This window comes from Pseudomonas sp. GW821-FHT03E01 (assembly GCF_059420765.1).
The window spans coordinates 231,473-256,728 of sequence record NZ_JBWKUI010000005.1; the positions used below are offsets into that span (position 1 = coordinate 231,473).

18 protein-coding genes are annotated in these 25,256 nt (G+C 59.7%); 7 read left to right on the top strand and 11 right to left on the bottom strand.

Annotated features, from left to right (window positions below):
* Positions 1-142: 142 nt before the first annotated feature.
* The 5 genes from topA to AC07VO_RS10680 form a co-directional block, all read right to left on the bottom strand.
* The gene (gene topA, locus AC07VO_RS10660) at positions 143-2,770 is read right to left on the bottom strand and encodes a type I DNA topoisomerase (protein WP_086945119.1); all 2,628 of its coding nucleotides are present in this window, start codon (positions 2,768-2,770) and stop codon (positions 143-145) included.
* Between the two features lie 114 nt (positions 2,771-2,884).
* Positions 2,885-3,121, bottom strand: coding sequence for a DUF1653 domain-containing protein (locus tag AC07VO_RS10665; protein WP_007933188.1), 237 nt, complete (start codon positions 3,119-3,121; stop codon positions 2,885-2,887).
* 98 nt (positions 3,122-3,219) lie between these two features.
* Positions 3,220-4,395, bottom strand: a complete 1,176-nt coding sequence (fadA, locus tag AC07VO_RS10670; protein ID WP_007933190.1) for an acetyl-CoA C-acyltransferase FadA — start codon at positions 4,393-4,395, stop codon at positions 3,220-3,222.
* 30 nt (positions 4,396-4,425) lie between these two features.
* On the bottom strand, positions 4,426-6,573 hold the full coding sequence (gene fadB / locus AC07VO_RS10675) for a fatty acid oxidation complex subunit alpha FadB (protein WP_018925315.1): 2,148 nt from the start codon (positions 6,571-6,573) through the stop codon (positions 4,426-4,428).
* Between the two features lie 513 nt (positions 6,574-7,086).
* Entirely contained in the window at positions 7,087-7,524 is a 438-nt protein-coding gene (locus AC07VO_RS10680; protein WP_007933194.1) for a hypothetical protein, read from the bottom strand.
* Positions 7,525-7,628: 104 nt separating this feature from the next.
* On the opposite strand from AC07VO_RS10680, the gene AC07VO_RS10685 reads away from it, so the two are divergent.
* Positions 7,629-8,066, top strand: a complete 438-nt coding sequence (locus AC07VO_RS10685) for a universal stress protein (RefSeq protein WP_007933196.1) — start codon at positions 7,629-7,631, stop codon at positions 8,064-8,066.
* A gap of 79 nt (positions 8,067-8,145) precedes the next feature.
* Here the strand turns inward: AC07VO_RS10685 and AC07VO_RS10690 are convergent, their stop codons facing one another.
* Positions 8,146-10,068, bottom strand: coding sequence for an ATP-binding cassette domain-containing protein (locus tag AC07VO_RS10690; RefSeq protein WP_018925314.1), 1,923 nt, complete (start codon positions 10,066-10,068; stop codon positions 8,146-8,148).
* 213 nt (positions 10,069-10,281) lie between these two features.
* Between AC07VO_RS10690 and AC07VO_RS10695 the strand changes: the two genes are divergently transcribed.
* A complete protein-coding gene (locus AC07VO_RS10695; RefSeq protein ID WP_086945120.1) occupies positions 10,282-12,210 on the top strand; it encodes a transglycosylase SLT domain-containing protein in 1,929 nt (642 codons plus the stop codon).
* Positions 12,211-12,289: 79 nt separating this feature from the next.
* Here the strand turns inward: AC07VO_RS10695 and AC07VO_RS10700 are convergent, their stop codons facing one another.
* Entirely contained in the window at positions 12,290-14,074 is a 1,785-nt protein-coding gene (locus AC07VO_RS10700) for an ABC transporter transmembrane domain-containing protein (RefSeq protein WP_086945156.1), read from the bottom strand.
* 267 nt (positions 14,075-14,341) lie between these two features.
* On the opposite strand from AC07VO_RS10700, the gene AC07VO_RS10705 reads away from it, so the two are divergent.
* A complete protein-coding gene (locus tag AC07VO_RS10705; RefSeq protein ID WP_018925311.1) occupies positions 14,342-14,521 on the top strand; it encodes a PA1571 family protein in 180 nt (59 codons plus the stop codon).
* Between the two features lie 91 nt (positions 14,522-14,612).
* Here the strand turns inward: AC07VO_RS10705 and pdxB are convergent, their stop codons facing one another.
* Complete coding sequence (gene pdxB / locus AC07VO_RS10710; RefSeq protein WP_064619101.1) at positions 14,613-15,755, bottom strand: 4-phosphoerythronate dehydrogenase PdxB; 1,143 nt, start codon at positions 15,753-15,755, stop codon at positions 14,613-14,615.
* 215 nt (positions 15,756-15,970) lie between these two features.
* Between pdxB and AC07VO_RS10715 the strand changes: the two genes are divergently transcribed.
* Complete coding sequence (locus AC07VO_RS10715; RefSeq protein WP_086945122.1) at positions 15,971-17,380, top strand: MATE family efflux transporter; 1,410 nt, start codon at positions 15,971-15,973, stop codon at positions 17,378-17,380.
* Between the two features lie 47 nt (positions 17,381-17,427).
* On the opposite strand, the gene tusA is transcribed toward AC07VO_RS10715, so the two are convergent.
* Together tusA and rlmM are read right to left on the bottom strand one after the other, a co-directional pair.
* Positions 17,428-17,679, bottom strand: a complete 252-nt coding sequence (gene tusA / locus AC07VO_RS10720; RefSeq protein WP_007907805.1) for a sulfurtransferase TusA — start codon at positions 17,677-17,679, stop codon at positions 17,428-17,430.
* Between the two features lie 77 nt (positions 17,680-17,756).
* Positions 17,757-18,830, bottom strand: a complete 1,074-nt coding sequence (gene rlmM, locus AC07VO_RS10725; protein WP_018925308.1) for a 23S rRNA (cytidine(2498)-2'-O)-methyltransferase RlmM — start codon at positions 18,828-18,830, stop codon at positions 17,757-17,759.
* A 222-nt stretch (positions 18,831-19,052) separates the two neighbouring features.
* On the opposite strand from rlmM, the gene acnA reads away from it, so the two are divergent.
* The 3 genes from acnA to AC07VO_RS10740 all read left to right on the top strand — a co-directional run bounded on the left by acnA (position 19,053) and on the right by AC07VO_RS10740 (position 24,371).
* Positions 19,053-21,794, top strand: coding sequence for an aconitate hydratase AcnA (gene acnA / locus AC07VO_RS10730; RefSeq protein ID WP_018925307.1), 2,742 nt, complete (start codon positions 19,053-19,055; stop codon positions 21,792-21,794).
* A 112-nt stretch (positions 21,795-21,906) separates the two neighbouring features.
* Complete coding sequence (locus AC07VO_RS10735) at positions 21,907-22,698, top strand: CPBP family intramembrane glutamic endopeptidase (RefSeq protein ID WP_018925306.1); 792 nt, start codon at positions 21,907-21,909, stop codon at positions 22,696-22,698.
* Between the two features lie 107 nt (positions 22,699-22,805).
* The gene (locus AC07VO_RS10740; RefSeq protein ID WP_018925305.1) at positions 22,806-24,371 is read left to right on the top strand and encodes a methyl-accepting chemotaxis protein; all 1,566 of its coding nucleotides are present in this window, start codon (positions 22,806-22,808) and stop codon (positions 24,369-24,371) included.
* Between the two features lie 99 nt (positions 24,372-24,470).
* Here the strand turns inward: AC07VO_RS10740 and AC07VO_RS10745 are convergent, their stop codons facing one another.
* The gene (locus AC07VO_RS10745) at positions 24,471-25,145 is read right to left on the bottom strand and encodes an alpha/beta family hydrolase (protein WP_064619109.1); all 675 of its coding nucleotides are present in this window, start codon (positions 25,143-25,145) and stop codon (positions 24,471-24,473) included.
* Positions 25,146-25,256: the final 111 nt, after the last annotated feature.

Below are 25,256 nucleotides of genomic sequence, written 5' to 3' on the forward strand. Positions count from 1 at the left end.
GACGGCAGCCTCCACAACGAAATAATTGCTTCACGCAGGTCTGACAGTGTCATGGATCACCCAAGCTCACCGCAAGCCCAAAACAAAAAGGCCGCATGAAAACCCGAGGGTTGTCATGCGGCCTTTTTATGTGCAGCGGCTTTTAAGCCTTGGCTGCTGGACGCTTGTCTTCAACCGTCCACTTGCCACCATCGTAATACGCTTTCCAGCCAGTCGGCTTACCGTCGACTTCCGTCTGCACGTATTGCTCTTTGGTCTTGCGGCTGTAACGGATCACTGCTGGCAGACCGTCAGGATCTTTCTTCGGTGCTTCGCAGAGGAAGTGGTACTTCGGATCGATCTCATCCTTGTGCGGCACGATCTCGACGACCAATGGCGCACGGGTCTCGCGGTTTTTCGGGAACTGGCTGGCCGCCAGGAACAGGCCGGAAGCACCGTCACGCAGGATATAGGTGTCGTTGACCTTTTCGCATTTGAGCTCAGGCATCTTCACCGGATCCATCTTCGGCGGCGCCGCATCACCGCTTTTCAGCAGCTTGCGGGTGTTCTTGCAGGTTGCGTTGGTGCAACCGAAGAACTTGCCGAAACGGCCGGTCTTGAGCTGCATCTCGCTGCCGCACTTGTCGCATTCCAGGCTCGGACCTTCGTAGCCCTTGATGCGGTAAGCGCCCTCTTCGATCTCGTAGCCTGCGCAATCCGGGTTGTTACCACAGATGTGCAGCTTGCGCTTCTCGTCGAGCAGGTAAGCGTCCATCGCCGTGCTGCAGATCGGGCAACGGTGCTTGCCGCGCAGAACCAGCGACTCCGACTCGCCCTCGTCGTCCGCAGCGATTTCGTCGCCCGGCACCAGGTTGACGGTGGCCTTGCAGCGCTCTTTTGGCGGCAGGCTGTAGCCCGAGCAACCGAGGAACACGCCGGTCGATGCAGTACGAATCTGCATCGGACGACCGCACACCACACATGGAATATCAGTCATTACCGGCTGGTTGGCGCGCATGCCGCCTTCGGCGCTTTCGGCCACTTCGAGTTTCTTCTTGAAGTCGCCATAGAACTCGTCGAGCACGTTTTTCCAGTCGCGCTCGCCCTGGGCCACGTCATCGAGATTCTCTTCCATGCCGGCGGTGAAGCCGTAGTCCATGAGATTGGAGAAGCTCTCGGTCAGACGCTCGGTGACGATGTCGCCCATCTTTTCCGAATAGAAACGACGGTTGTGCAGCGCCACGTAGCCGCGGTCCTGGATGGTCGAAATGATCGCCGCGTAGGTCGAAGGACGACCGATGCCGCGTTTTTCCATTTCCTTTACCAGGCTCGCTTCCGAGTAACGCGCCGGCGGCTTGGTGAAGTGCTGGGTCGGATCAAGCTTGATCAGCTTCATCGCATCGCCCTGGGCCATGTCCGGCAGCACGTCGTCATCGCCAGGCTTGGTGATTTGCGGCATGACGCGAGTGTAACCGTCGAACTTCAGGATGCGGCCCTTGGCGCGCAACTCGAAGTCACCGGCACCGACGGTGACCGTGGTCGACAGGTATTGGGCCGGCAGCATCTGGCAGGCGAGGAACTGGCGCCAGATCAGCTCGTAAAGCCGCTCGGCATCACGCTCCATGCCCGACAGCTTGCTTGGCTCGGTATTGGCGTCAGACGGACGAATCGCTTCGTGAGCCTCTTGTGCGCCTTCCTTGCTGCTGTAGACGTTCGGGGTTTCCGGCAGGTACTTCTTGCCGAATTCGCCTTCAATATAAGTACGCGCCATCGTCACGGCATCGGCCGAGAGGTTGGTGGAGTCGGTACGCATATAAGTGATGTAGCCGGCTTCGTACAGACGCTGGGCCATCATCATGGTTTTCTTCACACCGAAGCCCAGGCGGTTGCTCGCGGCCTGCTGCAGGGTGGAGGTGATGAACGGTGCCGACGGCTTGCTGCTGGTCGGTTTGTCTTCGCGCTTGACGATGCTGTAGCTGGAAGCCTTGAGCTTCTCCAGCGCGGCCATGGCCTGGGCTTCGTTGAGCGGCTTGAAGGCTTCGCCTTTCTCGCGAGCCACGTCGAAGCGCACAGTCGCGCCCTTGGCGGTGCCGAGGTCAGCGTGAACTTCCCAGTACTCTTCCGGGTTGAACGCGCGGATTTCGCGCTCACGCTCAACCACCAGCTTCACGGCAACCGATTGCACGCGACCGGCGGACAGGCCACGAGCAACCTTGGCCCACAGCAGCGGCGAAACCATGTAACCCACCACGCGGTCGAGGAAGCGACGCGCCTGCTGAGCGTTTACGCGATCGATGTCCAGCTCGCCCGGCTGGGAGAAAGCTTCCTGGATCGCTTTTTTGGTGATTTCGTTGAACACCACGCGCTTGTAGCGGCTGTCGTCACCACCGATGGCTTCGCGCAGGTGCCAGGCAATGGCTTCCCCCTCGCGATCCAAGTCGGTTGCGAGATAGATGGTGTCAGCATCTTTGGCGAGCCGGCGCAGCTCTTCGATAACCTTTTCCTTGCCCGGGAGGATCTCGTACTTGGCTTTCCAGCCATGATCGGGATCGACACCCATGCGCGAGACCAGCTGCTTGCGCGCTTTCTCTTTCGGCGTGAGCACCGGACCTTCGCCTGCGGCGGCCTTGCCACGCTTGGCGGCAGGCTCTTTGCTGGCGCTAGCCGAACCGCTGGTGGGCAGGTCTCGGATATGGCCGATACTCGACTTCACCACGTATTGGTTACCCAGATACTTGTTGATGGTCTTGGCCTTAGCCGGGGATTCCACAATGACCAGCGATTTGCCCATGGATCAGAAAATTCCTGAATTCTAGAAGTGAAAGGCGGTTGGCGCCTGACGCGGCACCGCTATATATAGTGGCTACAAGGTGAGGTCAAGCGCAGGGTTCTGCGCGCACTCCCCTTATGGCTGCGGAAAAATGCTCGGTTCGGCTTGCACCAAAGCAAAGCGTGGCACCTGTTCGCCGTCAACCTCGACCGACTCCAGGAACATGCTCAAGGGACGTACCCAAAAGCCGTAATCGCCATACAGGGCTTGGTAGAAGACCACTTCTTCTTCGGTCTCCGAATGCCGCGCAACACTGAATACGCGGTACTGCGGACCTTTGTAATGTTGGTAGAGCCCAGGTTGTATCGGCATGCTTTGGCCCTCACTCAAATTTTTTCAAAATAAAAACAAAATAAATCCGGAAAAACAAAAACCGGGGCACTTGGCCCCGGCTTCCATCGACGAAACGCTTAAACGCGTTCGAAGACGGTGGAGATGCCTTGGCCGAGACCAATGCACATGGTAGCCACCCCGAAGGTGCCGCCATTCTGCTTCATCACGTTCAGCAAGGTGCCCGAAATACGTGCACCGGAGCAACCGAACGGGTGACCCAGGGCGATCGCGCCGCCGTGCAGGTTAACCTTCTCGTTCATCTTGTCGAGCACTTTCAAATCTTTCAGCACTGGCAGGGCCTGTGCAGCGAAAGCTTCGTTGAGCTCGAAGAAGTCGATATCGTTGATGCCAAGGCCCGCGCGCTTCAATGCTTTCTGCGTTGCCGGTACTGGACCATAGCCCATGATCGCCGGGTCCACACCTGCCACTGCCATCGAGCGAATCACCGCCAGCGGCTGGATGCCCAGGTCCTGGGCACGCTGTGCCGACATCACGATCATGCACGAAGCACCGTCAGTGATCTGCGACGAAGTACCAGCGGTCACGGTGCCGCCCTTCGGATTAAACGCTGGTTTCAGAGCCGCCAGGCTTTCCAGGGTGGTTTCCGGACGAATGGTTTCGTCGTAGTCAAACAGTTTCAGGAAACCGTTCTCGTCGTAGCCCTGCATCGGGATGATTTCGTCCTTGAACTTGCCTTCCACGGTCGCCTTGTGGGCGAGTTGGTGGGAGCGCACGCCAAAGGCGTCCTGCTGTTCGCGAGTAATGCCATGCATTTTGCCGAGCATTTCTGCGGTCAGGCCCATCATGCCCGAGGCTTTCGCCGCGTACAGGGACATGTGCGGGTTCGGATCGACACCGTGCATCATGCTCACATGACCCATATGCTCGACGCCGCCAACGACGAACACGTCACCGTTGCCGGTCATGATCGCTTGCGCGGCAGTGTGCAGCGCACTCATCGACGAGCCACACAGACGGCTGACGGTCTGGCCGGCCGAGGTGTGTGGAATCTGAGTCATCAGGGACGCCATGCGGGCGATGTTCCAGCCCTGCTCCAGGGTCTGGTTAACGCAGCCCCAGATCACGTCTTCGACTTCGCTCGGGTCGACCTTGACGTTGCGTTCCAGCAATTTGCTGATCAGGTGTGCCGACATGTCTTCGGCGCGGGTGTTGCGGTGCATGCCGCCCTTGGAGCGGCCCATCGGCGTACGACCGAAGTCGACAATCACGACGTCTCTAGGATTCAAGCTCATATACTTTCACTCTCGCTCTAGTGTGGGCGCTTAACCGAAGAAGCTCTGACCGTTCTTGGCCATTTCACGCAGCTTCGCGGTCGGGTGGTACAGCGCGCCCAAATCAGCGTACTGGTCAGCCAGGGCAACGAACTCTGCAACACCGATCGAATCGATGTAGCGCAGCGCACCGCCACGGAATGGAGGGAAACCAATACCGTAGACCAGACCCATGTCGGCTTCGGCGGCGGTTTCGACGATGCCGTCTTCCAGGCAGCGCACGGTTTCCAGGCACAGCGGGATCATCATCCAGTTGATGATGTCTTCGTCAGTGACTTCGAGCTGTTGGAAAACGATCGGCTTGAGCACTTCCAGCACCGACGGATCGGCGACTTTCTTCTGCTTGCCGCGCTTGTCGGTCTCGTAGGCGTAGAAACCCTTGCCATTTTTCTGGCCCAGGCGCTTGGCTTCATAGAGCACGTCGACGGCCGAACGGCGATCGTCCTTCATGCGATCCGGGAAGCCTTCAGCCATGACGTCACGACCATGGTGGCCGGTGTCGATGCCGACCACGTCCATCAGGTATGCCGGGCCCATTGGCCAGCCGAACTTCTCCATGACCTTGTCGATGCGGACGAAGTCCACGCCGGCGCTGACCAGCTTGGCGAAACCGCCGAAGTACGGGAACAGCACACGGTTGACCAGGAAGCCCGGGCAGTCGTTGACGACGATCGGGTTCTTGCCCATTTTCTTGGCGTAGGCAACGGTGGTGGCAACGGCCACTTCGCTGGACTTCTCGCCACGGATCACTTCAACCAGCGGCATCATGTGCACCGGGTTGAAGAAGTGCATGCCGACGAAGTTTTCCGGACGCTTGAGGGCTTTGGCCAGCAAGGTGATGGAAATGGTCGAGGTGTTGGACGCCAGAATGGTGTCCTCTTTGACCTTGTCTTCGACTTCGGCCAGAACGGCTTGCTTGACCTTCGGGTTCTCGACCACGGCTTCGACCACCAGATCGACGTGACCGAAATCGCCGTAGGACAGGGTCGGACGAATGCCGTTGAGCACTTCGGCCATCTTCGCCGGGGTCATGCGACCTTTATCAACGCGGCCAACCAGCAGCTTGGCGGCTTCGGCCAGACCTTGCTCGATACCGTGCTCGTTGATGTCCTTCATCAGGATCGGCGTGCCTTTGGAGGCCGACTGATAAGCGATACCGCCACCCATGATGCCGGCGCCCAATACGGCGGCCTGCTTCACTTCCTTGGCGATTTCGTCGTAGGCCTTGGCCTTTTTCTTCAGCTCCTGATCGTTCAGGAACAGACCGATCAAGCTCTGTGCGGCAGAGGTCTTGGCCAGTTTGACGAAACCGGCGGCTTCGACTTCCAGGGCCTTGTCGCGACCGAAGTTCGCAGCTTTCTGGATGGTCTTGATCGCTTCGACCGGCGCCGGGTAGTTCGGGCCCGCTTGGCCGGCCACGAAACCTTTGGCGGTTTCGAACGACATCATTTGTTCGATGGCGTTGAGCTTGAGCTTTTCGAGCTTCGGCTGACGCTTGGCCTTGTAGTCAAACGTACCGGAGATGGCGCCTTTGATCAGGTTCAGCGCCGCTTCGTGCAACTTCTGCGAGTCGACCACCGCGTCGACGGCACCGACTTTCAGTGCGTCTTCAGCGCGGTTTTCCTTACCGGCGGCAATCCATTCGATGGCGTTGTCGGCACCGATGATGCGCGGCAGGCGCACGGTACCACCGAAGCCTGGGTAGATGCCCAGCTTGACTTCCGGCAGACCGATTTTGGCGGTGCTGGCCATGACGCGGAAATCCGCCGCCAGGCACATTTCCAGACCGCCACCCAGTGCGATGCCATTGATCGCGGCAACAGTCGGGACGTTGAGGTCTTCGAAATCGCTGAAAATCTTGTTGGCTTCGAGGTTGCCAGCAACAAGCTCGGCATCCGGCAGCTTGAAGTTGTCGACGAATTCGGTGATGTCGGCGCCGACGATGAATACGTCCTTGCCACTGCTGACGATCACACCCTTGATCGAAGCATCTGCCTTGATGGTGTCTACAGCCTGACGCAGCTCGTTCAGGGTAAGACGGTTGAACTTGTTGACGGACTCACCCTTGAGGTCGAACTTCAGTTCGACGATGCCACTTTCAAGAGCCTTAACCGTGATGGCTTTACCTTCGTAAATCATCAACTGATCTCCACGATATGGAAGCTGAACAGTACACGTCGGACGCAGGCGGCTGGCTCGGCAGGGACGTTTATCGTCAATGCTAACGCCAACTCACCAGGCACACCCGCCAACGCGATAGTCGGGATTCTGTAGGAGCAGTCTGTAATACAAACGCTCAATTCATACGCCCGTTTGATTTGGGTGTGTCACCTTCACGGAATTTCCGGCAATTGTCAATCGCCCAAAATACTGGTTGAAACGCGACTTTCCGGTCACTTCCGTACCACGAAGCCCTGCAACATGCGGATGCATGTGAGGCCGTTCATAGAATCAATAGTTAGAAAAGTCGCCCTAATTCGCGGCAACCTGTGTTTAACAGGCTACGCTGGCGTGACCCTGAAGAAAAAATTTGAACGCTTTGACGAATGCCCAGCGTAAGATCTGTGCCACAAAGAATTACCGGCCTGCCTGGCCAACCTCAGCCCGATGATGATGTCGGGCTTTTTATTGCCTTCCGTAACAGATCGGGGTTCAGGCGAGTGCCTTGAGCGTAGCGTCGATCTGTTGCAGAACCTCGGCTTCGCCCTTCTCGCCCCAATACAGGGCAATCATTTGCTTGTCTGCCTCGACCTTGTAGACGTTGGCAGGCAGTTTTTCGAAATGATTCAGGAGCACTCCATCCTCGCAGACTTCCTGCCACTGATTGACCCACACACCCGGCGCCTTCTGCCAATAGCTCCAGCACGCTGGCTGAGTGCCACGGCGCGGTCGGTGGTACTGGGCGCAAGGGCTTGGCGGCTCCTGGCTCAGCCAGTGCGGCCACTCCTGGGGCGCCAATTGCATGGCAAGGCCGATGCGCCGTGCCTCCATGCGCAGGGCCATGCGACCGCTCTGGACACGAGACGGTCGCAACCAGGCCAGCGGGCTCAGCACCACCAGCAGGATTGACACCACTATCCAGACCGTCATATCTGTACTCCCGATTCTTGATGAGCCCATTGGGTCACGTTGAAACCAATGCGCTTGAAACCAGCCATACTTACCAATATTGCAATCCTCAGGAGGAGCACCTCATGCCCTACCACCATATTCTGGTCGCTGTAGATCTAACCGAAGAGTGCGATCCTGTAATCCACCGCGCCCGCGAACTTTCGGTGAGCAATGGCGCAAAGCTGTCCCTGGTGCATATCGTCGAGCCGATGGCCATGGCCTTTGGCGGCGACGTGCCGATGGACCTTTCCCAGTTGCAACAGCAACAGTTCGATCAGGCCAAGGAGCGCCTTGAGCGATTGATCCTGAAATACCCGGAGCTCTCCAAGGAATACAGCCACTTGACCTACGGCCAGCCGCGACAGGAGATTCACCATCTCGCCAAGGAGCAAACGTGCGACCTGATCGTGGTGGGCAGTCATGGCCGGCATGGCCTGGCACTGTTGCTCGGCTCCACTGCCAATGACGTGCTGCACGGCGCGCCTTGCGATGTACTTGCCGTGCGCCTGCAAAAAAGCTGACAACAAGCAACAATAAACCCCTTACGAAAAGCCCGGCATTCACACGAGTGAAGCCGGGCTTTTTTTATAGCCGGATCAATCAGGCATCCAGTTCGGCCCAGCGCTCGACCATCACGTCGAGTTCAGCCTGTAACTGCTCAAGCTGAGCGATCACTGCAGCCGTCTCGGCAGGAGGACGCTGATAGAAGCCGGCGTCCGCCATCTGCGCTTCAACCACCGCGATCTGCTGTTCCATGGCTTCGATCTGGCCAGGCAAGGCTTCCAGCTCACGCTGCAACTTGTAGCTGAGTTTCTTTTTCGCCACCGGCGCTGGCGTTTCCACTGCAGCAACCGGCGCAGGTTCGGCCGTCACGACAGCCGAATTCAGGTCGGCTTTGCCGGACTTGCTCTCGGTCACACCCAGCAGGCGCGGCGAGCCGCCCTGACGCAGCCAGTCCTGATAACCGCCGACGTACTCGCGAACCTTGCCTTCACCTTCGAAGACCAGGGTGCTGGTGACCACGTTGTCGAGGAATGCCCGGTCGTGACTGACCATCAGCACAGTGCCGTTGAAGGTCAGCAAGACCTCTTCCAGCAGTTCGAGGGTTTCCACGTCGAGGTCGTTGGTCGGTTCGTCAAGCACCAGCAGGTTCGCCGGCTTGCTGAACAGTTTCGCCAGCAGCAGACGCGCTCGCTCACCACCGGACAACGCCTTGACCGGCGTGCGGGCACGCTGCGGGCTGAACAGGAAGTCGCCGAGGTAGCTCAGTACGTGACGGCTCTGGCCATCGATATCGATGAAGTCGCGACCTTCAGCGACGTTGTCGATCACGGTCTTTTCCAGGTCCAACTGATGGCGCAACTGGTCGAAATAGGCCACGTCGATGCGCGTCCCCTCTTCCACTGTGCCGCTGGTCGGTTGCAGACCGTTGAGCATCAGCTTCAACAGCGTGGTCTTGCCGGTACCGTTGGCGCCGAGCAGACCGATGCGGTCGCCGCGCTGCAGGACCATCGAGAAATCCTTGATCAGGAACGGGCCGCCCGGGTGAGCGAAGCTCACATTCTCGAGCACCATCACCTGCTTGCCGGACTTGTCGGCGGTATCGAGCTGAATGTTGGCCTTGCCGGTACGCTCGCGACGCTCGCTACGCTCGACGCGCAGGGCTTTCAGTGCACGGACACGGCCTTCGTTACGGGTGCGACGCGCCTTGATGCCCTGGCGGATCCAGACTTCTTCCTGGGCCAGTTTTTTATCGAACAGCGCGTTGGCGGTTTCTTCAGCGGCCAGTGTGGCCTCTTTGTGCACGAGGAAGCTGGCGTAATCGCCGTTCCAGTCGATCAAGCCGCCGCGATCCAGTTCCAGGATACGGGTTGCAAGGTTCTGCAGGAATGAACGGTCGTGCGTGATGAACAGTACGGCGCCCTGGAAATCCTTCAGCGCTTCTTCAAGCCAGGCGATGGCACCGATATCCAGGTGGTTGGTCGGTTCGTCGAGCAGCAGCAGGTCCGGTTCGGAAACCAGCGCCTGAGCCAACAGGACGCGACGACGCCAGCCGCCGGACAATTCGGCGAGGGTCTTGTCGGCAGGCAACTGCAGACGGCTCAAGGTGCTGTCGACCAGTTGCTGCAAGCGCCAGCCATCTCGGGCTTCGAGGTCGTGCTGGACGTGCATCAGCTTGTCCAGATCGGCGTCAGTGACGATGTTCTGGCTCAGATGGTGATATTCGGCAAGCAACGCACCAACGCCGTCGAGGCCTTCGGCGACCACGTCGAACACGGTCCGCTCGTCGGCTACCGGCAATTCTTGCGGCAATTCACCAATCTTGAGGCCAGGTGCGCGCCAAACGGAGCCATCGTCGGGCTTCTGGTCGCCCTTGACGAGCTTCATCATGCTGGACTTGCCAGTGCCGTTGCGGCCGATGATGCACACCCGCTCACCACGGGCGATCTGCCAGGACACCTTGTCCAACAACGGCATAGCGCCGAAAGCAAGGGACACATCGCTGAATTTGAGCAGGGTCATGAGCTTCTCCAAAAACCGGGCGCGCATTCTACCTGACTTGAGGCTACAGAAGGCCGGCAATTTCAATGTCGAAGCACTCTGCACAACAATTGTTGCGAACTTATGCTGGCATGTCGGCAAAGCTTTCACCCGCTGCTGGCAAAAGGCTAAGCTACATATAATTAGGTGCCGGTCTTACCAGCACTTGTCATGATTTTTCTGCCCGGATGTCTCATGCGCAGTCGCCTTTTCAGTCTTTTTTCATGTTTGCTTCTTACAGCCGCTGCCGTTCAATCCGCCCAGGCGGTAGACCTGTCTACCCAACGCCAGTATTACGACGAAGCCAAGCGTGCCTTGGCCAAGGGCGATTCCGGCCCTTATTTCCGTTATAGCCAGGCGCTCAGCGATTATCCGCTGACCCCCTACCTGGCTTATGACGAACTGACCGCGCGGCTGAAAACCGCAAACAATGCCGAAATCGAGAACTTCCTCGCCGAACACGGCGACCTGCCACAAGCCAACTGGATGAAATTGCGCTGGTTGCGCTGGCTGGCCGAACGCGGCGATTGGGAAACGTTCGTCAAATATTATGACCCCAAGCTCAATTTCACCGAACTGGACTGCCTGAACGCGCAGTATCAGATCAGCCATAACCGTAAGACCGAAGGTTACGCCAACGCCGACAAACTCTGGCTGAGCGGCAAAACCCGGCCCGAGGCATGCGATGCAGTGTTCGGCATGTGGGCCGCCGATGGTCAACTGACTGAACAGAAACGCTGGGAACGCACCAAGCTCGCCGCCCAGGCCGGCAACTACCCGCTGGCCAACAGCCTGATCAATGGCCTGACGACCCTCGCCCCGCGCGGTCGCCTGCTGGTGGATGTGGCGCAGAAACCCGAACTGCTGAATCAGCCGTCGCGCTTTACCCCGGCCGATGAGCCGATGTCCGACATCGTCAGCCTTGGCCTGCGCCGCCTGGCCCGTCAGGATCCGGACAGGGCCATGGCCCTGCTCGACGGCTACGCCAGCAGCATGCACTTCTCCCGGGACGAAAAAGTCGCGATCGCCCGGGAAATCGGGCTGACCCTCGCTCGACGTTTCGACAGTCGCGCGCTGGACGTGATGACCAAATACGACCCGGAGCTGCGGGACAACACCGTTTCGGAATGGCGTTTGCGCCTGCTGTTGCGTCTGGCCCGCTGGGACGATGCCTATCAGTTGACCCGCCGCCTGCCTCAGGACCTGGCCACCACCAACCGTTGGCGTTACTGGCAGGCTCGCACCCTGGAGTTGGCGCAGCCACAGAATCCGCAAGCGCAAACGCTTTACAAGGGCCTGGCTCGCGAACGCGACTTCTACGGTTTCCTGGCGGCCGACCGTTCGCAATCACCTTATTCGCTGATCAACAAACCGCTGGTGCTCAGCCAGGCGCTGATCAACAAGGTGCGCAATACCCCCGGTGTGCGCCGCGCGCTGGAGTTCCATGCACGCGGGCAGATCGTCGACGGCCGACGCGAGTGGTACCACGTCAGCCGGCACTTCAGCCGTGATGAAATGGTTGCCCAGGCGAAACTGGCTTACGACCTGAAATGGTATTTCCCGGCGATCCGCACCATCAGTCAGGCGCAGTACTGGGACGACCTGGACATCCGCTTCCCGATGGCTCACCGCGATACCCTGGTGCGTGAAGCCAAGGTCCGTGGCCTGCACTCGAGCTGGGTGTTCGCGATCACTCGTCAGGAAAGCGCCTTCATGGACGACGCCCGTTCCGGCGTTGGCGCCAGCGGCCTGATGCAACTGATGCCCGGCACCGCCAAGGAAACCGCGCGCAAGTTCAGCATTCCCCTGGCCTCGCCGCAGCAAGTGCTCGATCCGGACAAGAATATCCAGCTCGGCGCCGCTTATCTGAGCCAGGTCCATAGCCAGTTCAACGGCAACCGCGTGCTCGCCTCCGCTGCCTACAACGCCGGCCCCGGCCGCGTGCGTCAATGGCTGCGCGGCGCCGACCACCTGAGCTTCGATGTGTGGGTGGAAAGCATCCCGTTCGACGAAACCCGCCAGTACGTGCAGAACGTGCTGTCGTATTCGGTGATCTACGGCCAGAAGCTCAATTCACCGCAGCCGCTGGTGGATTGGCATGAACGTTACTTTGACGATCAATGAGCCTGCTTTGAAACGCTGACAAAAATGCCCGCATCGATTGATGCGGGCTTTTTTTATGGTGCTCGACTTGGTCGGTTACTTATTCGGTTACTTGGTCGGTTGGGGCATGGAGCCCATCACTAAACTGCAACGCAGCCAATCGCGCATACAACGCATTGCTCGCAATCAACTCCTGATGCGTCCCCACCGCCACCAGTTTCCCTTGGTCCATCACCGCGATTCGGTCAGCGTTTTTCACTGTCGCCAGTCGATGGGCGATGACCAGTGTGGTGCGGTTTTTCATCAGGCTGGGCAGGGCTTGCTGGATCAGGTGCTCACTCTGGGCGTCGAGGGCGCTGGTGGCTTCGTCGAGCAGCAGGATCGGCGCGTCCACCAGCAGCGCCCGGGCGATCGCCAGGCGTTGGCGTTGACCGCCGGACAAACCGAGACCCGCGTCGCCGAGGTGGGTCTGGTAGCCGTTGGGCATTTGCTCGATGAAGTCGTGGGCGTAGGCAATTTTGGCGGCTTCCTGGACCTGGGCCAAAGTCGCCGTCGGGTGGCCGTAGCGAATGTTCTCTTCGATGCTGCCGAAGAACAGCGCCGGGGTTTGCGAGACGAGGGCGAAGCAGCGACGCAGGTCCAGAGGGTCGAGTTGGGTCAGCGGCACACCGTCCAGCAGGATGCGTCCTTCAGCGGGGTCGTAAAAGCGCAACAGCAGGTCATACACCGTCGATTTGCCGGCACCTGACGGCCCGACCAGAGCGAGCGTTTCGCCGGCATTGATCGTCAGACTCAAACCATCGACGGCATAGCTCTCAGGACGCGACGGGTAGGAAAAGCGCACATCTTGCAGCACCAGATCGCCCTTCACCCGTTCAGGCAGGGTCACCAGCCCATGGGTCGGTGGCTGGATGATGTTTTCCGAACGCAACAGCTCGGCAATCCGCTCCGCCGCCCCTGCTGCTCGCTGCAGTTCGCCGATCACTTCACTCAATGTGCCGAAGGCGCCACCGACGATCAGGCTGTAAAAGACGAACGCTGCCAACTCACCCGCGGAAATCCGCCCGGCGATGACGTCCATTCCGCCGACCCAGAGCATCACCCCGACCGCGCCCAACACCAGCAGGATCACCAGGGTGATCAACCAGGCTCGCTGGAAAATGCGTTTGCGGGCGGTATTGAAAGCCTCTTCCACGGTCGCGGCAAAACGCTGCTCGTCCTGCACCTGATGGTTGTAGGCCTGAACGGTTTTGATCTGACTCAGGGTTTCGGACACATAACTGCCGATATCGGCAACCCGATCCTGGCTCTGGCGAGACAGGGTGCGTACCCGGCGGCCAAAAATCAGGATCGGCGCGACCACCAACGGCAATGCGACCACTACGATGCTGGTCAGCTTGGGGTTGGTGATAAACAACAAGACAATCCCGCCGATCACCATCAGCCCGTTGCGCAGGAACAGCGATAGCGAAGAGCCGATCACCGATTGCAGCAGCGTGGTGTCGGCAGTCAGTCGTGACTGGATCTCGGAGCTGCGGTTGTCTTCATAAAAACCCGGATGCAGATAGACCAGGTGGTTGAACACCCGACGGCGAATGTCCGCGACAACGCGCTCGCCAATCCACGACACCAAGTAAAAGCGCACAAAGGTGCCAATCGCCAGACCGATCACCAGCAACATGAACAGGCCGATGGATTGATTGAGCAAATGCGTCGACTGGGTCATGAAACCCTGATCCACCAACAGGCGAATCCCCTGCCCCATGGACAAGGTGATGCCGGCAGTGACAATCAACGCCAGCAAGGCGCCGAAGGCCGGCCAGCGATAAGGCGTGATGAAACGGCTGGCCAGGCGAATGGCGCGGCGGTGACGGGCAGAAAGCATGAAGATCATCCGAAGGCGTAACCCATGGTTTTGACCCGATCAAGCCTACACTGCTCAATCGGATTGAACGCTGTAAATCACAATGAGTCGGGTTAATTATGACCGCCTAGACTAGTGGCTAGAGAATATTGGTCTAAAGTCCGGGTGGAAACATCAGGGTATTTCTGATGGACTGAAGAGGCCGACCTGAAAGATCGCAGGGAATTGTCACAGCCCGGTCACCTGGCGGTTTTACAGTAAGCGCACAACCTGATGAGGAGACAGGCCATGTCCTTGCAAAACAGCAGCGATGACAAGATACAAGTGATCCGCACACAGCCAGACCAGTCTCTGGGTTGCTCGATTATCGATGAGGATGGGCGTGAAGTACCGATCACTGAAAGCATGATCCAGGACGCTTGTCGCGAACTGGAAAAGCGATTGGTCAAGCCTGCCGAACAAAAGTGATATAGCCACCGTCTTCTTGACCCGGCCCTGTTGGCCGGGTTTTTTATGGGTGCCTGTTTTGTGTGGCTTTTGTAGGGATCCGGTCAGTTTGCTAGGCCGAGGTTGCGCCTAAGGCCGCCACGATCTGCTGCAACGCCGGCGAATGCCCTTCAATTCGCACTTTCAACCCATCGATCTCACGCCGCAGCGGGTAATGCTTGCGCAGCGCATCGAACGCCGCACGCTGTTCACTCACATTGCCTACGAGGCTGCGACGGAAATCCGCGTCATCACGGCGCGGGTCGTACACGCCACGGCACAACATCGCCAGCGCCCAGGCCGGATCGGTATCAGCATTCAACGTAACAGCCGACAGCCATGGCGCTGGCAGCAAATCGTTCAGGCTGACCTGTTCCGGTTGCCCAAGAAATTTGCAAAACGCCTGATAGATCTGCGCCGTCCCGCGCTGTTTGCCGTCGAGGCTGTAGCCGGCAATGTGCGGCGTCGCGATGACACACAACTCCGCCAGCGCTACATCGACTTCAGGCTCAGCCTCCCAGACATCCAGCACCGCTTGCAGATCTTCACGTTGCAACAGCACCTGACGCAGGGCGGCGTTGTCGATCACCGGGCCACGACTTGCGTTGATCAGCCAGGTGCCGGGTTTGAGTTGGTTCAAACGGTTTTTATCGAACAGATGCCAGGTTGCCTGAGGGCCTTGCTTGTCCAGCGGCGTATGCAGGCTGATGACATCGCATTGCTCGATGATCTGCTCGAGACTGACGTAATCGCCCCCTTCAGCGGCTTGCCGTGGCGGATCGCAAACCAGCACATTCCAGCCCAGGCCTTGCAGAACCTTGACCAGCCGCCCGCCCACCTCGCCGGCGCCGACCACGCCGTAAGTGCGCTGAGCCAGGTCGACCCCTTCGATTTCGGCCAGGGTCAGCAGACTCCCCAGCACGTAATCGACCACACCCCGGGCATTGCAGCCTGGCGCACTGGACCAGGTGATGCCGGCCTGCTGAAAGTAGTCCAGGTCCAAATGATCGGTGCCGATGGTGCACGTGCCGACAAAGCGCACGTTGCTGCCTTCGAGCAATGCACGGTTGACGTTGGTCACTGAGCGCACCAGCAGTACATCGGCCTGCTCGACGGTGGCGCGGTCGATGGAACGTCCCGGCACTCGGCGGATTTCACCGAAACCTTCGAAGAAGGCATCGAGCAACGGGATATTTTCGTCGGCAACAATCAACATGGCAGGCTCCTTTGGCGGACCGGCAGTTTAGGCGCAGATGGAGGTGATGGGCCAGCAGGTATTAAGCACCTTAGTCGCCCCCCCCCTCTGTGGCGAGGGAGTGGGGGATGCCTGTAAAACCGATTACAAATCCGCAACACAGGATTTTTCCTGACCATTGCGTCAAGGCGTAGAATGCGCCGCCTCGCGCATCAAAATCCTTTGGACGTTTCGCCTTGAATTCCGTGACTGCCCCCACCGCCGCTATTTCCCTCAACCGCCCGGCCCGGGTTCGCCTGGAGCTGAAAAACCTGCTCGGCCTGGCGTTGCCGATCATGATCGCGCAACTGGCGACCACCGCCATGGGCTTCGTCGATGCGGTGATGGCGGGACGGGTCGGGCCTCGCGATCTTGCGGCCGTCGCGCTGGGCAACTCGATCTGGGTGCCGGTGTTTCTGTTGATGACCGGTACGCTGCTGGCCACCACCCCGAAAGTCGCTCAGCGCTTCGGTGCCGGCACTCACAGCGAGATTGGCCCGATCGTGCGTCAGGCCTTGTGGTTGGCGCTGGTGGTGGGTTTGATGGCGACCGGCCTACTGTTCAGCGCCGAACCGATCCTGCATTTCATGAAGGTCGATCCCGAGCTGATCGGCCCGTGCATGCAGTACCTGCACGGCATCGCCAGCGGCCTGCCCGCCGTCGCGTTCTATCACGTATTGCGCTGTTTCAGTGATGGCCTGGGTCGCACGCGTCCGGCCATGGTCCTTGGTTTGTGCGGGCTCGCGCTGAATATTCCGCTCAATTACATTTTCATCTATGGCCACTTTGGTGTGCCGGCGATGGGCGGTGTCGGCTGCGGCTGGGCCACGGCAATCGTGATGTGGGTGATGGCGCTGGGGATGGCCGGCTGGGAACGCTGGGCACCGGCCTATCAGTCGAGCCAGTTGTTCAGCCGATTCGACTGGCCGCAGTGGGCAGTGATCAAACGCTTGCTGGGCATCGGCCTGCCGATCGGCATCGCCGTTTTCGCCGAGTCGAGCATCTTTGCGGTGATCGCCCTGCTGATCGGCAGCCTCGGCGCCACTGTGGTCGCCGGGCACCAGATCGCCCTGAATTTCAGCTCACTGGTGTTCATGATCCCCTACTCCCTGGGCATGGCCGTGACCGTGCGGGTCGGCCAGGCACTGGGCCGCGAAGAACCACGCGAAGCACGCTTCGCCGCCGGAGTCGGCATGGGCACGGCACTGGCTTATGCGTGTATTTCCGCAAGCATGATGCTGTTGCTGCGTGAACCCATCGCCGCGATCTACACCGCCGACCCGACGGTGATTCACGTGGCCGCGATGCTGATTGTGTACTCGGCGCTGTTCCAGTTTTCCGATGCGATCCAGGTGACGGCGGCCGGTGCACTGCGCGGCTATCAAGACACGCGAGTGACGATGATCCTGACGCTGTTCGCTTATTGGGGCATCGGTTTGCCGGTGGGTTACGCCTTGGGCCTGACCGATTGGTTCGGCGCGCCGAGCGGCCCGAGCGGGCTGTGGCAGGGTTTGATCGTCGGTTTGAGTTGCGCGGCGCTGATGCTGTCGATCCGCCTGGCGCGCAGCGCACGCAAGCGAATCCGCACCAGCCGTTCGGCCGGTTAAGCGAGCGCAAAAAAAGGGCCTGCACATGCAGGCCTTTTTTGTGCCCGTTAAGCGAGCTTCTTGCGGATCCAGTACAGGTAGGTGCCTGCCTCTTCGTGCTGCGCCACCAACTCGTGGTCGAGGAACACGCAGAACTTGGGAATGTCGCGACGGGTCGACGGGTCGGTGGCGATCACCTTCAGCAGGCCGCCAGGCACCAGGTCACGGATGTGCTGGTGCAGCATCATCACCGGTTCCGGGCAATTGAGGCCGGTGGCGTCGAGGGTGCCGTCAACCGGCGTATCGATCATTTCACTCATGGTTTACTCCTGAAACTTGCCGGCATTGTCGCGCATTGCCGGGTGTTCGGTCACCTGTGGGAGCGGGACCGTATGAATCAGCGGGATTTCGGTTTTTTCACGTCAAGCCGGCGCAAATGGCAGGTCACTTCTTCACGGTCGTGATACAGCTGCTTGCAGCCGATTTCAACCCGAATGCCCCGCGCCTTGAACCCCTCGGCAATACGCTCCAGCAAGCGCTTCACTTCGGCATAACGCTGTTTCATCGGCAGCTTGAGGTTGACCACCGCTTCCCGGCAATGCCCCTCGCCAATCCATTCTTCCAGCATCGCCGCGTTGCGCGCCGGCTTCTCGACGATGTCGCAGACCATCCAGTCCACCGGCTGTTTGGGCTTGAAGGTGAAACCGTCGGCCATCAAGTGCTGCACCAGACCGGTATCCATCAGGCTTTCGGCCATCGGGCCGTTGTCGATGGCGGTCACCAGCATGCCGCGGTTGACCAGTTGCCAGGTCCAGCCGCCAGGGGCGGCGCCGAGGTCGACACCGGTCATGTCGCTGTGCAGACGCTCATCCCACTGGTCGCGGGGAATGAAGTGATGCCACGCCTCTTCCAGCTTCAACGTCGAACGGCTCGGTGCTTCACGGGGGAACTTCAGGCGCGGAATGCCCATCGGCCACATCGCCGAGTTGTTCGACTCCGCCAGCCCCATGAACACTTCGCGGCCGCTCTTGAAGGTCAGCAGCAGACGCGGCTTGTTGGGGTCTTCCACCAGTTTGCCGGCCGCCATCAACGCCTTGCGCAGGTGCACTTCAAACTTCTTGCAGAAGTTCGACAGCTCTTTGCCATCGTTGGTGTCGACCATTTCCAGCCACAGGCTGCCGCACAGCGGGAAGTCCGCCATGTGGGCGAGGATCACGCTGATGCGGTCGGTTTCCGGCAGATCAATAAAGATCCCACGGGCCCACTGGCGCGGGAAGATCAGGTCGGCGAAACGCTGGCCACGCATCAGGCGTTCGGCGCCGTCTTCTTCGGTGCAGATGAATTCGGCATAGGCGCTGGCGGTTTTGGCCTTGGCATAACCGGCCACGTTCAGCCGCGCGGCATGTTCGGAAATCTCGGAACAGACTTCGCCTTCGAAGCCCGGTCGGCAATGCATAAAGAGGGTGTTCATTCTTACTCCTGGGCAGTTGGCGGAAAAATTGCGCCACTGCGCGATGCCCAGGCTTGCGTTGAAGCAAAGCCTGTCACGAAAACCGGCGCATGATAGCCGAGTTCGGAACCTTGGACTTGCCCTTAGGGTCCAGTTATTAGCCTTAAGCACCAAACAGGACTAGGTTTAAACATCTGCCCGTCCCTCAGTCCGTAGCCGTGTGGACTTAAAGGAGTCATTTCAATGCCGTCCCTCGATAGCCTGAAAACCCTTAAAACCTTACAAGTCGACGACAAGACCTACCACTATTTCAGCCTGCGCGAAGCCGCCAAGAGCCTGGGTGATCTCGACAAGCTGCCCATGTCGTTGAAAGTGTTGCTGGAAAACCTGCTGCGCTGGGAGGACGAGAAAACCGTCACCGGCGCCGACCTCAAGGCGATTGCCGCCTGGCTCAAGGAGCGTCGCTCCGACCGCGAAATCCAATACCGCCCCGCACGGGTATTGATGCAGGACTTTACCGGCGTCCCGGCCGTGGTCGACCTGGCCGCCATGCGCGCCGCCATGGCCAAGGCCGGTGGCGACCCACAGCGCATCAATCCGCTGTCGCCGGTGGACCTGGTGATCGACCACTCGGTGATGGTCGACAAGTTCGCCAGCTCAAGCGCCTTCGAACAGAACGTCGACATCGAAATGCAGCGCAACCACGAGCGGTACGCCTTCCTGCGCTGGGGTCAGAGCGCCTTCGCCAACTTCAGCGTGGTGCCGCCGGGCACCGGTATCTGTCACCAGGTCAACCTTGAATACCTAGGACGCACGGTCTGGACCAAGGATGAGGACGGCCGCACCTATGCTTTCCCCGACACCCTGGTCGGCACTGACTCCCACACCACCATGATCAACGGCCTCGGCGTACTCGGCTGGGGCGTCGGCGGGATCGAAGCGGAAGCGGCGATGCTGGGTCAACCGGTGTCGATGCTGATTCCGGAAGTGATCGGATTCAAACTCACTGGCAAGCTCAAGGAAGGCATCACCGCCACCGACCTGGTGCTGACCGTCACCCAGATGCTGCGCAAGAAAGGCGTGGTCGGCAAATTCGTCGAGTTCTACGGCGACGGCCTCGCCGACCTGCCGCTGGCCGACCGCGCGACCATTGCGAACATGGCTCCGGAATACGGCGCCACCTGCGGCTTCTTCCCGGTGGACGAGGTGACCCTGGAGTACCTGCGCCTGTCCGGCCGTACCTCGGAAACCGTGAAACTGGTGGAGGCCTACAGCAAAACCCAGGGCCTGTGGCGCCTGCCCGGCAAAGAGCCGGTGTTCACCGACAGCCTGGCCCTGGACATGGGCAGCGTCGAGGCCAGCCTCGCCGGACCGAAACGCCCACAAGACCGCGTCTCGTTGCCGAATGTGGCGCAAGCGTTCACTGACTTTCTCGGCCTGCAAATCAAACCGACCAGCAAGGAAGAAGGTCGCCTCGAAAGTGAGGGCGGCGGTGGCGTCGCGGTAGGCAACGCCGATCTGATCGGTGAAGCGGACTACGCTCACGAAGGCCATACGCATCGGCTGAAAAACGGTGCGGTGGTGATTGCCGCGATCACCTCCTGCACCAACACCTCCAATCCCAGTGTGATGATGGCAGCCGGACTGGTGGCGAAAAAAGCCGTGGAAAAAGGCCTCAAGCGCAAACCCTGGGTCAAGAGCTCCCTGGCCCCCGGTTCGAAAGTGGTCACCGACTATTACAAGGCAGCCGGCCTGACCCAATACCTCGACCAACTCGGTTTTGCCCTTGTCGGTTATGGCTGCACCACCTGCATCGGCAACTCCGGGCCGTTGCCGGAGCCGATTGAAAAAGCCATCCAGAAAGCCGACCTGACCGTCGCCTCGGTGCTGTCGGGCAACCGCAACTTCGAAGGCCGCGTGCATCCGCTGGTGAAAACCAACTGGCTGGCCTCCCCGCCCCTGGTCGTCGCCTACGCGCTGGCCGGCACGGTGCGCATCGACATCAGCAGCGAGCCCTTGGGAAACGACAAGGACGGCCACCCGGTTTACCTGCGAGACATCTGGCCGAGCACCAAGGAAATCGCCGACGCGGTAACTCAGGTGAACACCGCAATGTTCCACAAGGAGTACGCCGAAGTGTTCGCCGGCGACGAGCAGTGGCAAGCCATCGAAGTGCCGCAGGCAGCGACTTATGTCTGGAACAACGATTCGACGTATATCCAGCACCCGCCCTTCTTCGATGACATTGGCGGCCCTGCGCCAGTGGTCAAGGATGTCGAAGGGGCGAAAGTCCTCGCGCTGCTCGGCGATTCGGTAACCACCGACCACATCTCCCCCGCCGGCAACATCAAGACCGACAGCCCTGCCGGCCGTTACCTGCGCGAACAAGGGGTGGAACCACGGGACTTCAACTCCTACGGCTCGCGTCGCGGTAACCACGAAGTGATGATGCGCGGCACCTTCGCCAACATCCGCATTCGCAACGAAATGCTCGGTGGTGAAGAAGGCGGCAACACGATTTACATTCCGACCGGGGAAAAACTGCCGATCTACGACGCGGCCATGCGTTACCAGGCATCGGGCACGCCGCTGGTGGTGATCGCCGGGCAAGAATACGGCACTGGATCGAGCCGTGACTGGGCGGCCAAGGGCACCAACCTGCTGGGGGTCAAAGCCGTCATCGCAGAAAGCTTCGAGCGGATTCACCGTTCAAATCTGGTGGGCATGGGCGTGTTGCCGCTGCAGTTCAAGCTGGATCAGAACCGCAAGAGCCTGAACCTCACTGGCAAGGAAACCCTGGACATTCTTGGCCTGACGGGCGTCGAACTGACTCCGCGGATGAACCTGACGCTGGTCATCACCCGTGAAGACGGCAGCCAGGAGAAGGTCGAGGTATTGTGCCGGATCGATACCCTGAACGAAGTGGAGTACTTCAAGGCCGGAGGGATTTTGCATTACGTGTTGCGGCAGTTGATTGCCTCGTAACGCCTCCGCCGACAACGACACCGCCTTCGGGCGGTGTTTTTGTTTGGGCGGTGTATGTCTCTATAATTGCGCGCCCCAAGAAAACAGGCACCTCCGCCCTCAAGGACTTCAAATGATCGCTCTGCCATGGATCTATCTGGCACTTCTCTCGCTCGGCTACAGCCTGGCTTTGATCTACGGCCATCTCGGCTGGCTGGCTGCCATTTCTTTCGGGTTACTGCTGATCGCCGGTTTCGCCGTTCGCCAACAACAGATCCCCCTCGGCCGCTACCTCGGCCACGGCTTGTTCATCGTCTTGGCGGTGGCGCTGGCGACACACTGGCTTCCCGGTTTCTACAACGGTCGCGCTATCGATCCCCTGCGTTTCACCGACGATGCCGTGCGGTTCGCCATGTACCTGAATCAGGACAAACCCCTGATCGGCTTCTGGCTGTTACTGGTCTGCCCATGGATTGTCGGCCGGCGCTCCCTGCGCCTGTCGGTGTATGCCACCGCCCTCGCCCTGACCGTGAGTGCCGTACTGGCTCTGGGTGGTGCGCTATTGCTGGGGGTGATCAGTTGGGCACCGAAATGGCCGGATCAGGCCTGGCTGTGGATGCTGAACAATCTGTTGCTGGTGACGCTGGTGGAAGAAGCGCTGTTTCGCGGCTACATCCAGGGCGGTCTGAGCCGGCAGTTTAAACACCTGCCTTATGGTGAAAGCCTCGCGCTGGTGCTCGCATCATTGCTATTTGGCCTCGTTCATCTGGGCGCTGGCTGGCAATGGGTGTTGCTGGCCAGCCTGGCCGGTGTCGGCTATGGCCTGGCCTACCGGTTCGGTGGGCTGGGTGCGGCCATCGCCACCCATTTTGGTTTGAATCTGCTGCATTTCGGCTTGTTCACGTATCCGATGCTCGCGGGATGATGACGCAGCGGTCGTTTTGCGACGCGTTACTGATTTATTGAAAAAAAACTTCAATAAATGCCCAACGATGCCGATACACCATCAAAGCCTTGCGGATTGAAAAAGCCATGCGTAACAACCAGCCCATTACACAACGCGAACGGACCTTCCCGGCGCAGCAACGGTTGATTTCCACCACCGATGCCAAGGGCATGATCACCTACTGCAACGATGCTTTCGTCGAAATCAGCGGGTTTTCGCGTGAAGAACTGATCCGTGCGCCGCATAACCTGGTTCGTCATCCCGACGTCCCGTCTGCGGTGTTCGCGCACATGTGGGGCACACTGAAACAAGGCTTGCCATGGATGGGCATTGTCAAGAATCGCTGCAAGACCGGTGACCACTACTGGGTTAACGCCTATGTCACACCGGTGTTCGAAGGCAATCAGGTGATCGGTTACGAGTCGGTGCGGGTCAAGCCCACCGCCGAGCAGATCCGCCGTGCCGAAGCGCTCTACCAACGCATCAATCAGGGCAAGTCAGCCGTTCCTCAAAGGGATAAGTGGTTGCCGGTGCTTCAGGACTGGCTGCCGTTCATTCTGGTCAGCCAGTTGAGCTTCATGATCGGCGCCACCCTGACGTCGCAATGGGGCTTCGCCCTCGCCGCCGGTCTTTCGGTGCCGTTGGGCTTGATGGGCTTGAGCTGGCAACAGCGCGGCATCAAGCGCTTGCTGCGCCTGGCCGAACAGACCACGTCCGACCCGCTGATCGCGCAGATGTACACCGACAGCCGCGGTGCCCAGGCACGCTTGGAAATGTCCATTCTCAGCCAGGAAGCTCGCCTGAAAACCTGCCTGACGCGCCTGCAAGACACCGCCGAGCATCTGAACGAACAAGCGAAACAGTCCGACACGCTGGCCCATAACAGCTCCACCGGCCTGGAACGTCAGCGCGTCGAAACCGAGCAAGTGGCGACCGCCGTCAATCAGATGGCCGCTACCACTCAGGAAGTCGCCAGTCACGTGCAGCGCACCGCCGACGCCACTCAGGAAGCCAATCGCCTGACCGGTCGCGGTCGCGACATCGCAGGTGAAACCCGCGAAGCCATTCAACGCCTGTCGGTGGTGGTCGGTGAAACCGGTCTGACGGTCACTCAACTGGCCAAGGACAGCGACGAAATCGGTGGCGTGGTCGATGTGATCAAAGGCATTGCCGACCAGACCAACCTGCTCGCCTTGAACGCTGCGATCGAAGCCGCCCGTGCTGGTGAGATGGGCCGTGGTTTTGCGGTGGTGGCCGACGAAGTGCGCCAATTGGCGCAGCGCACCAGCGAATCCACCGGGCAGATCCACGCCCTGATCGCCAAGCTGCAACAAACCGCCAGCACGGCGGTGCAAACCATGGAGGCCGGCCATCGCCAGGCTGAAGAAGGTGTGGCGCGGGTATTGGAAGCGGATCAGGCGCTGGTGGGCATCAGCGAAGCGGTAGCCCACATCACCGACATGACCACCCAAATCGCTGCCGCGACCGAAGAGCAAAGTTCGGTGGCCGAAGAAATCAGCCGCAACATCAGCAACATCTCGCAACTGGCTGATCAGACCTCGGAACAGGCACAAAACTCGGCGCTGCTGAGTGAGGAACTGACCAAGACCGCGAATACCCAGTATTCGTTGGTGGAGCGGTTTAACCGCTGACAACAAAGTCAAAAGATCGCAGGCTGCGCCAGCTCCTACATTCGAACGGCGTCCACGCTGTAGGAGCTGCCAAGGGCTGCGATCTTTTGATCTTGCTTCTCACAGAAACCCGGCGACCTTCTTCGCTGCCGCGTCCAAATGCTGCTCATGCGTAAACCCCGAAGCCTTCAACGGCTTCAAATCATGATCCGCCGCCTCAAGCCAGAACACCTCGATACCCGGCGCCAACGTATAAGCCTCAACGGCCTCACGATTGCCCAGCGCATCGCGCTCGCCCTGCACAATCAACGTCCGTGTCTTTAGCGCAGCCAAGTGCTCAACCCGAGGTTTCTCCGGTTTGCCGACGGCATAAAACGGATAACCGAGGCACACCAGCGCATCCGCTTCCAGCTCATCGGCCAAAAGACTGGCCATCCGCCCGCCCATGGACTTGCCGCCAATGGCCAGACGCCCAGTGACATGGCGTCGCACCACGGCGTACACCTCACGCCAGCACTCCAGCAGTTTCGGCGCCGGGTTCGGTGGGCGCTTGCCGCCGTCCACTCGCCGCTGGGCCATGTACGGAAACTCGAAGCGCAGCACGTTGACGCCTTGCGTGGCAAGGCGCGCAGCCATGTCGCTCATCCAGCCGCTGTCCATCGGCGCACCGGCGCCATGGGCGAGAATCAGTGTCGCCGAGGCCGGCACCGAGGCGGCATTCCACAGCCATCCGTGATCCCGCACGCACTGCGCCCATTGATCCCCGTCAATACTGGCCTTGTGCTGTTTGTCCATGCTTGCCTCGCTTTTAGTCTGCCTATAACTCCAGGCGAAGGGAGCGTCTGCCTTGCGCGGCTTACTCGCAAAGACGGGCCCTCACTTCGGCTGAACCGTGGATGGGGAACC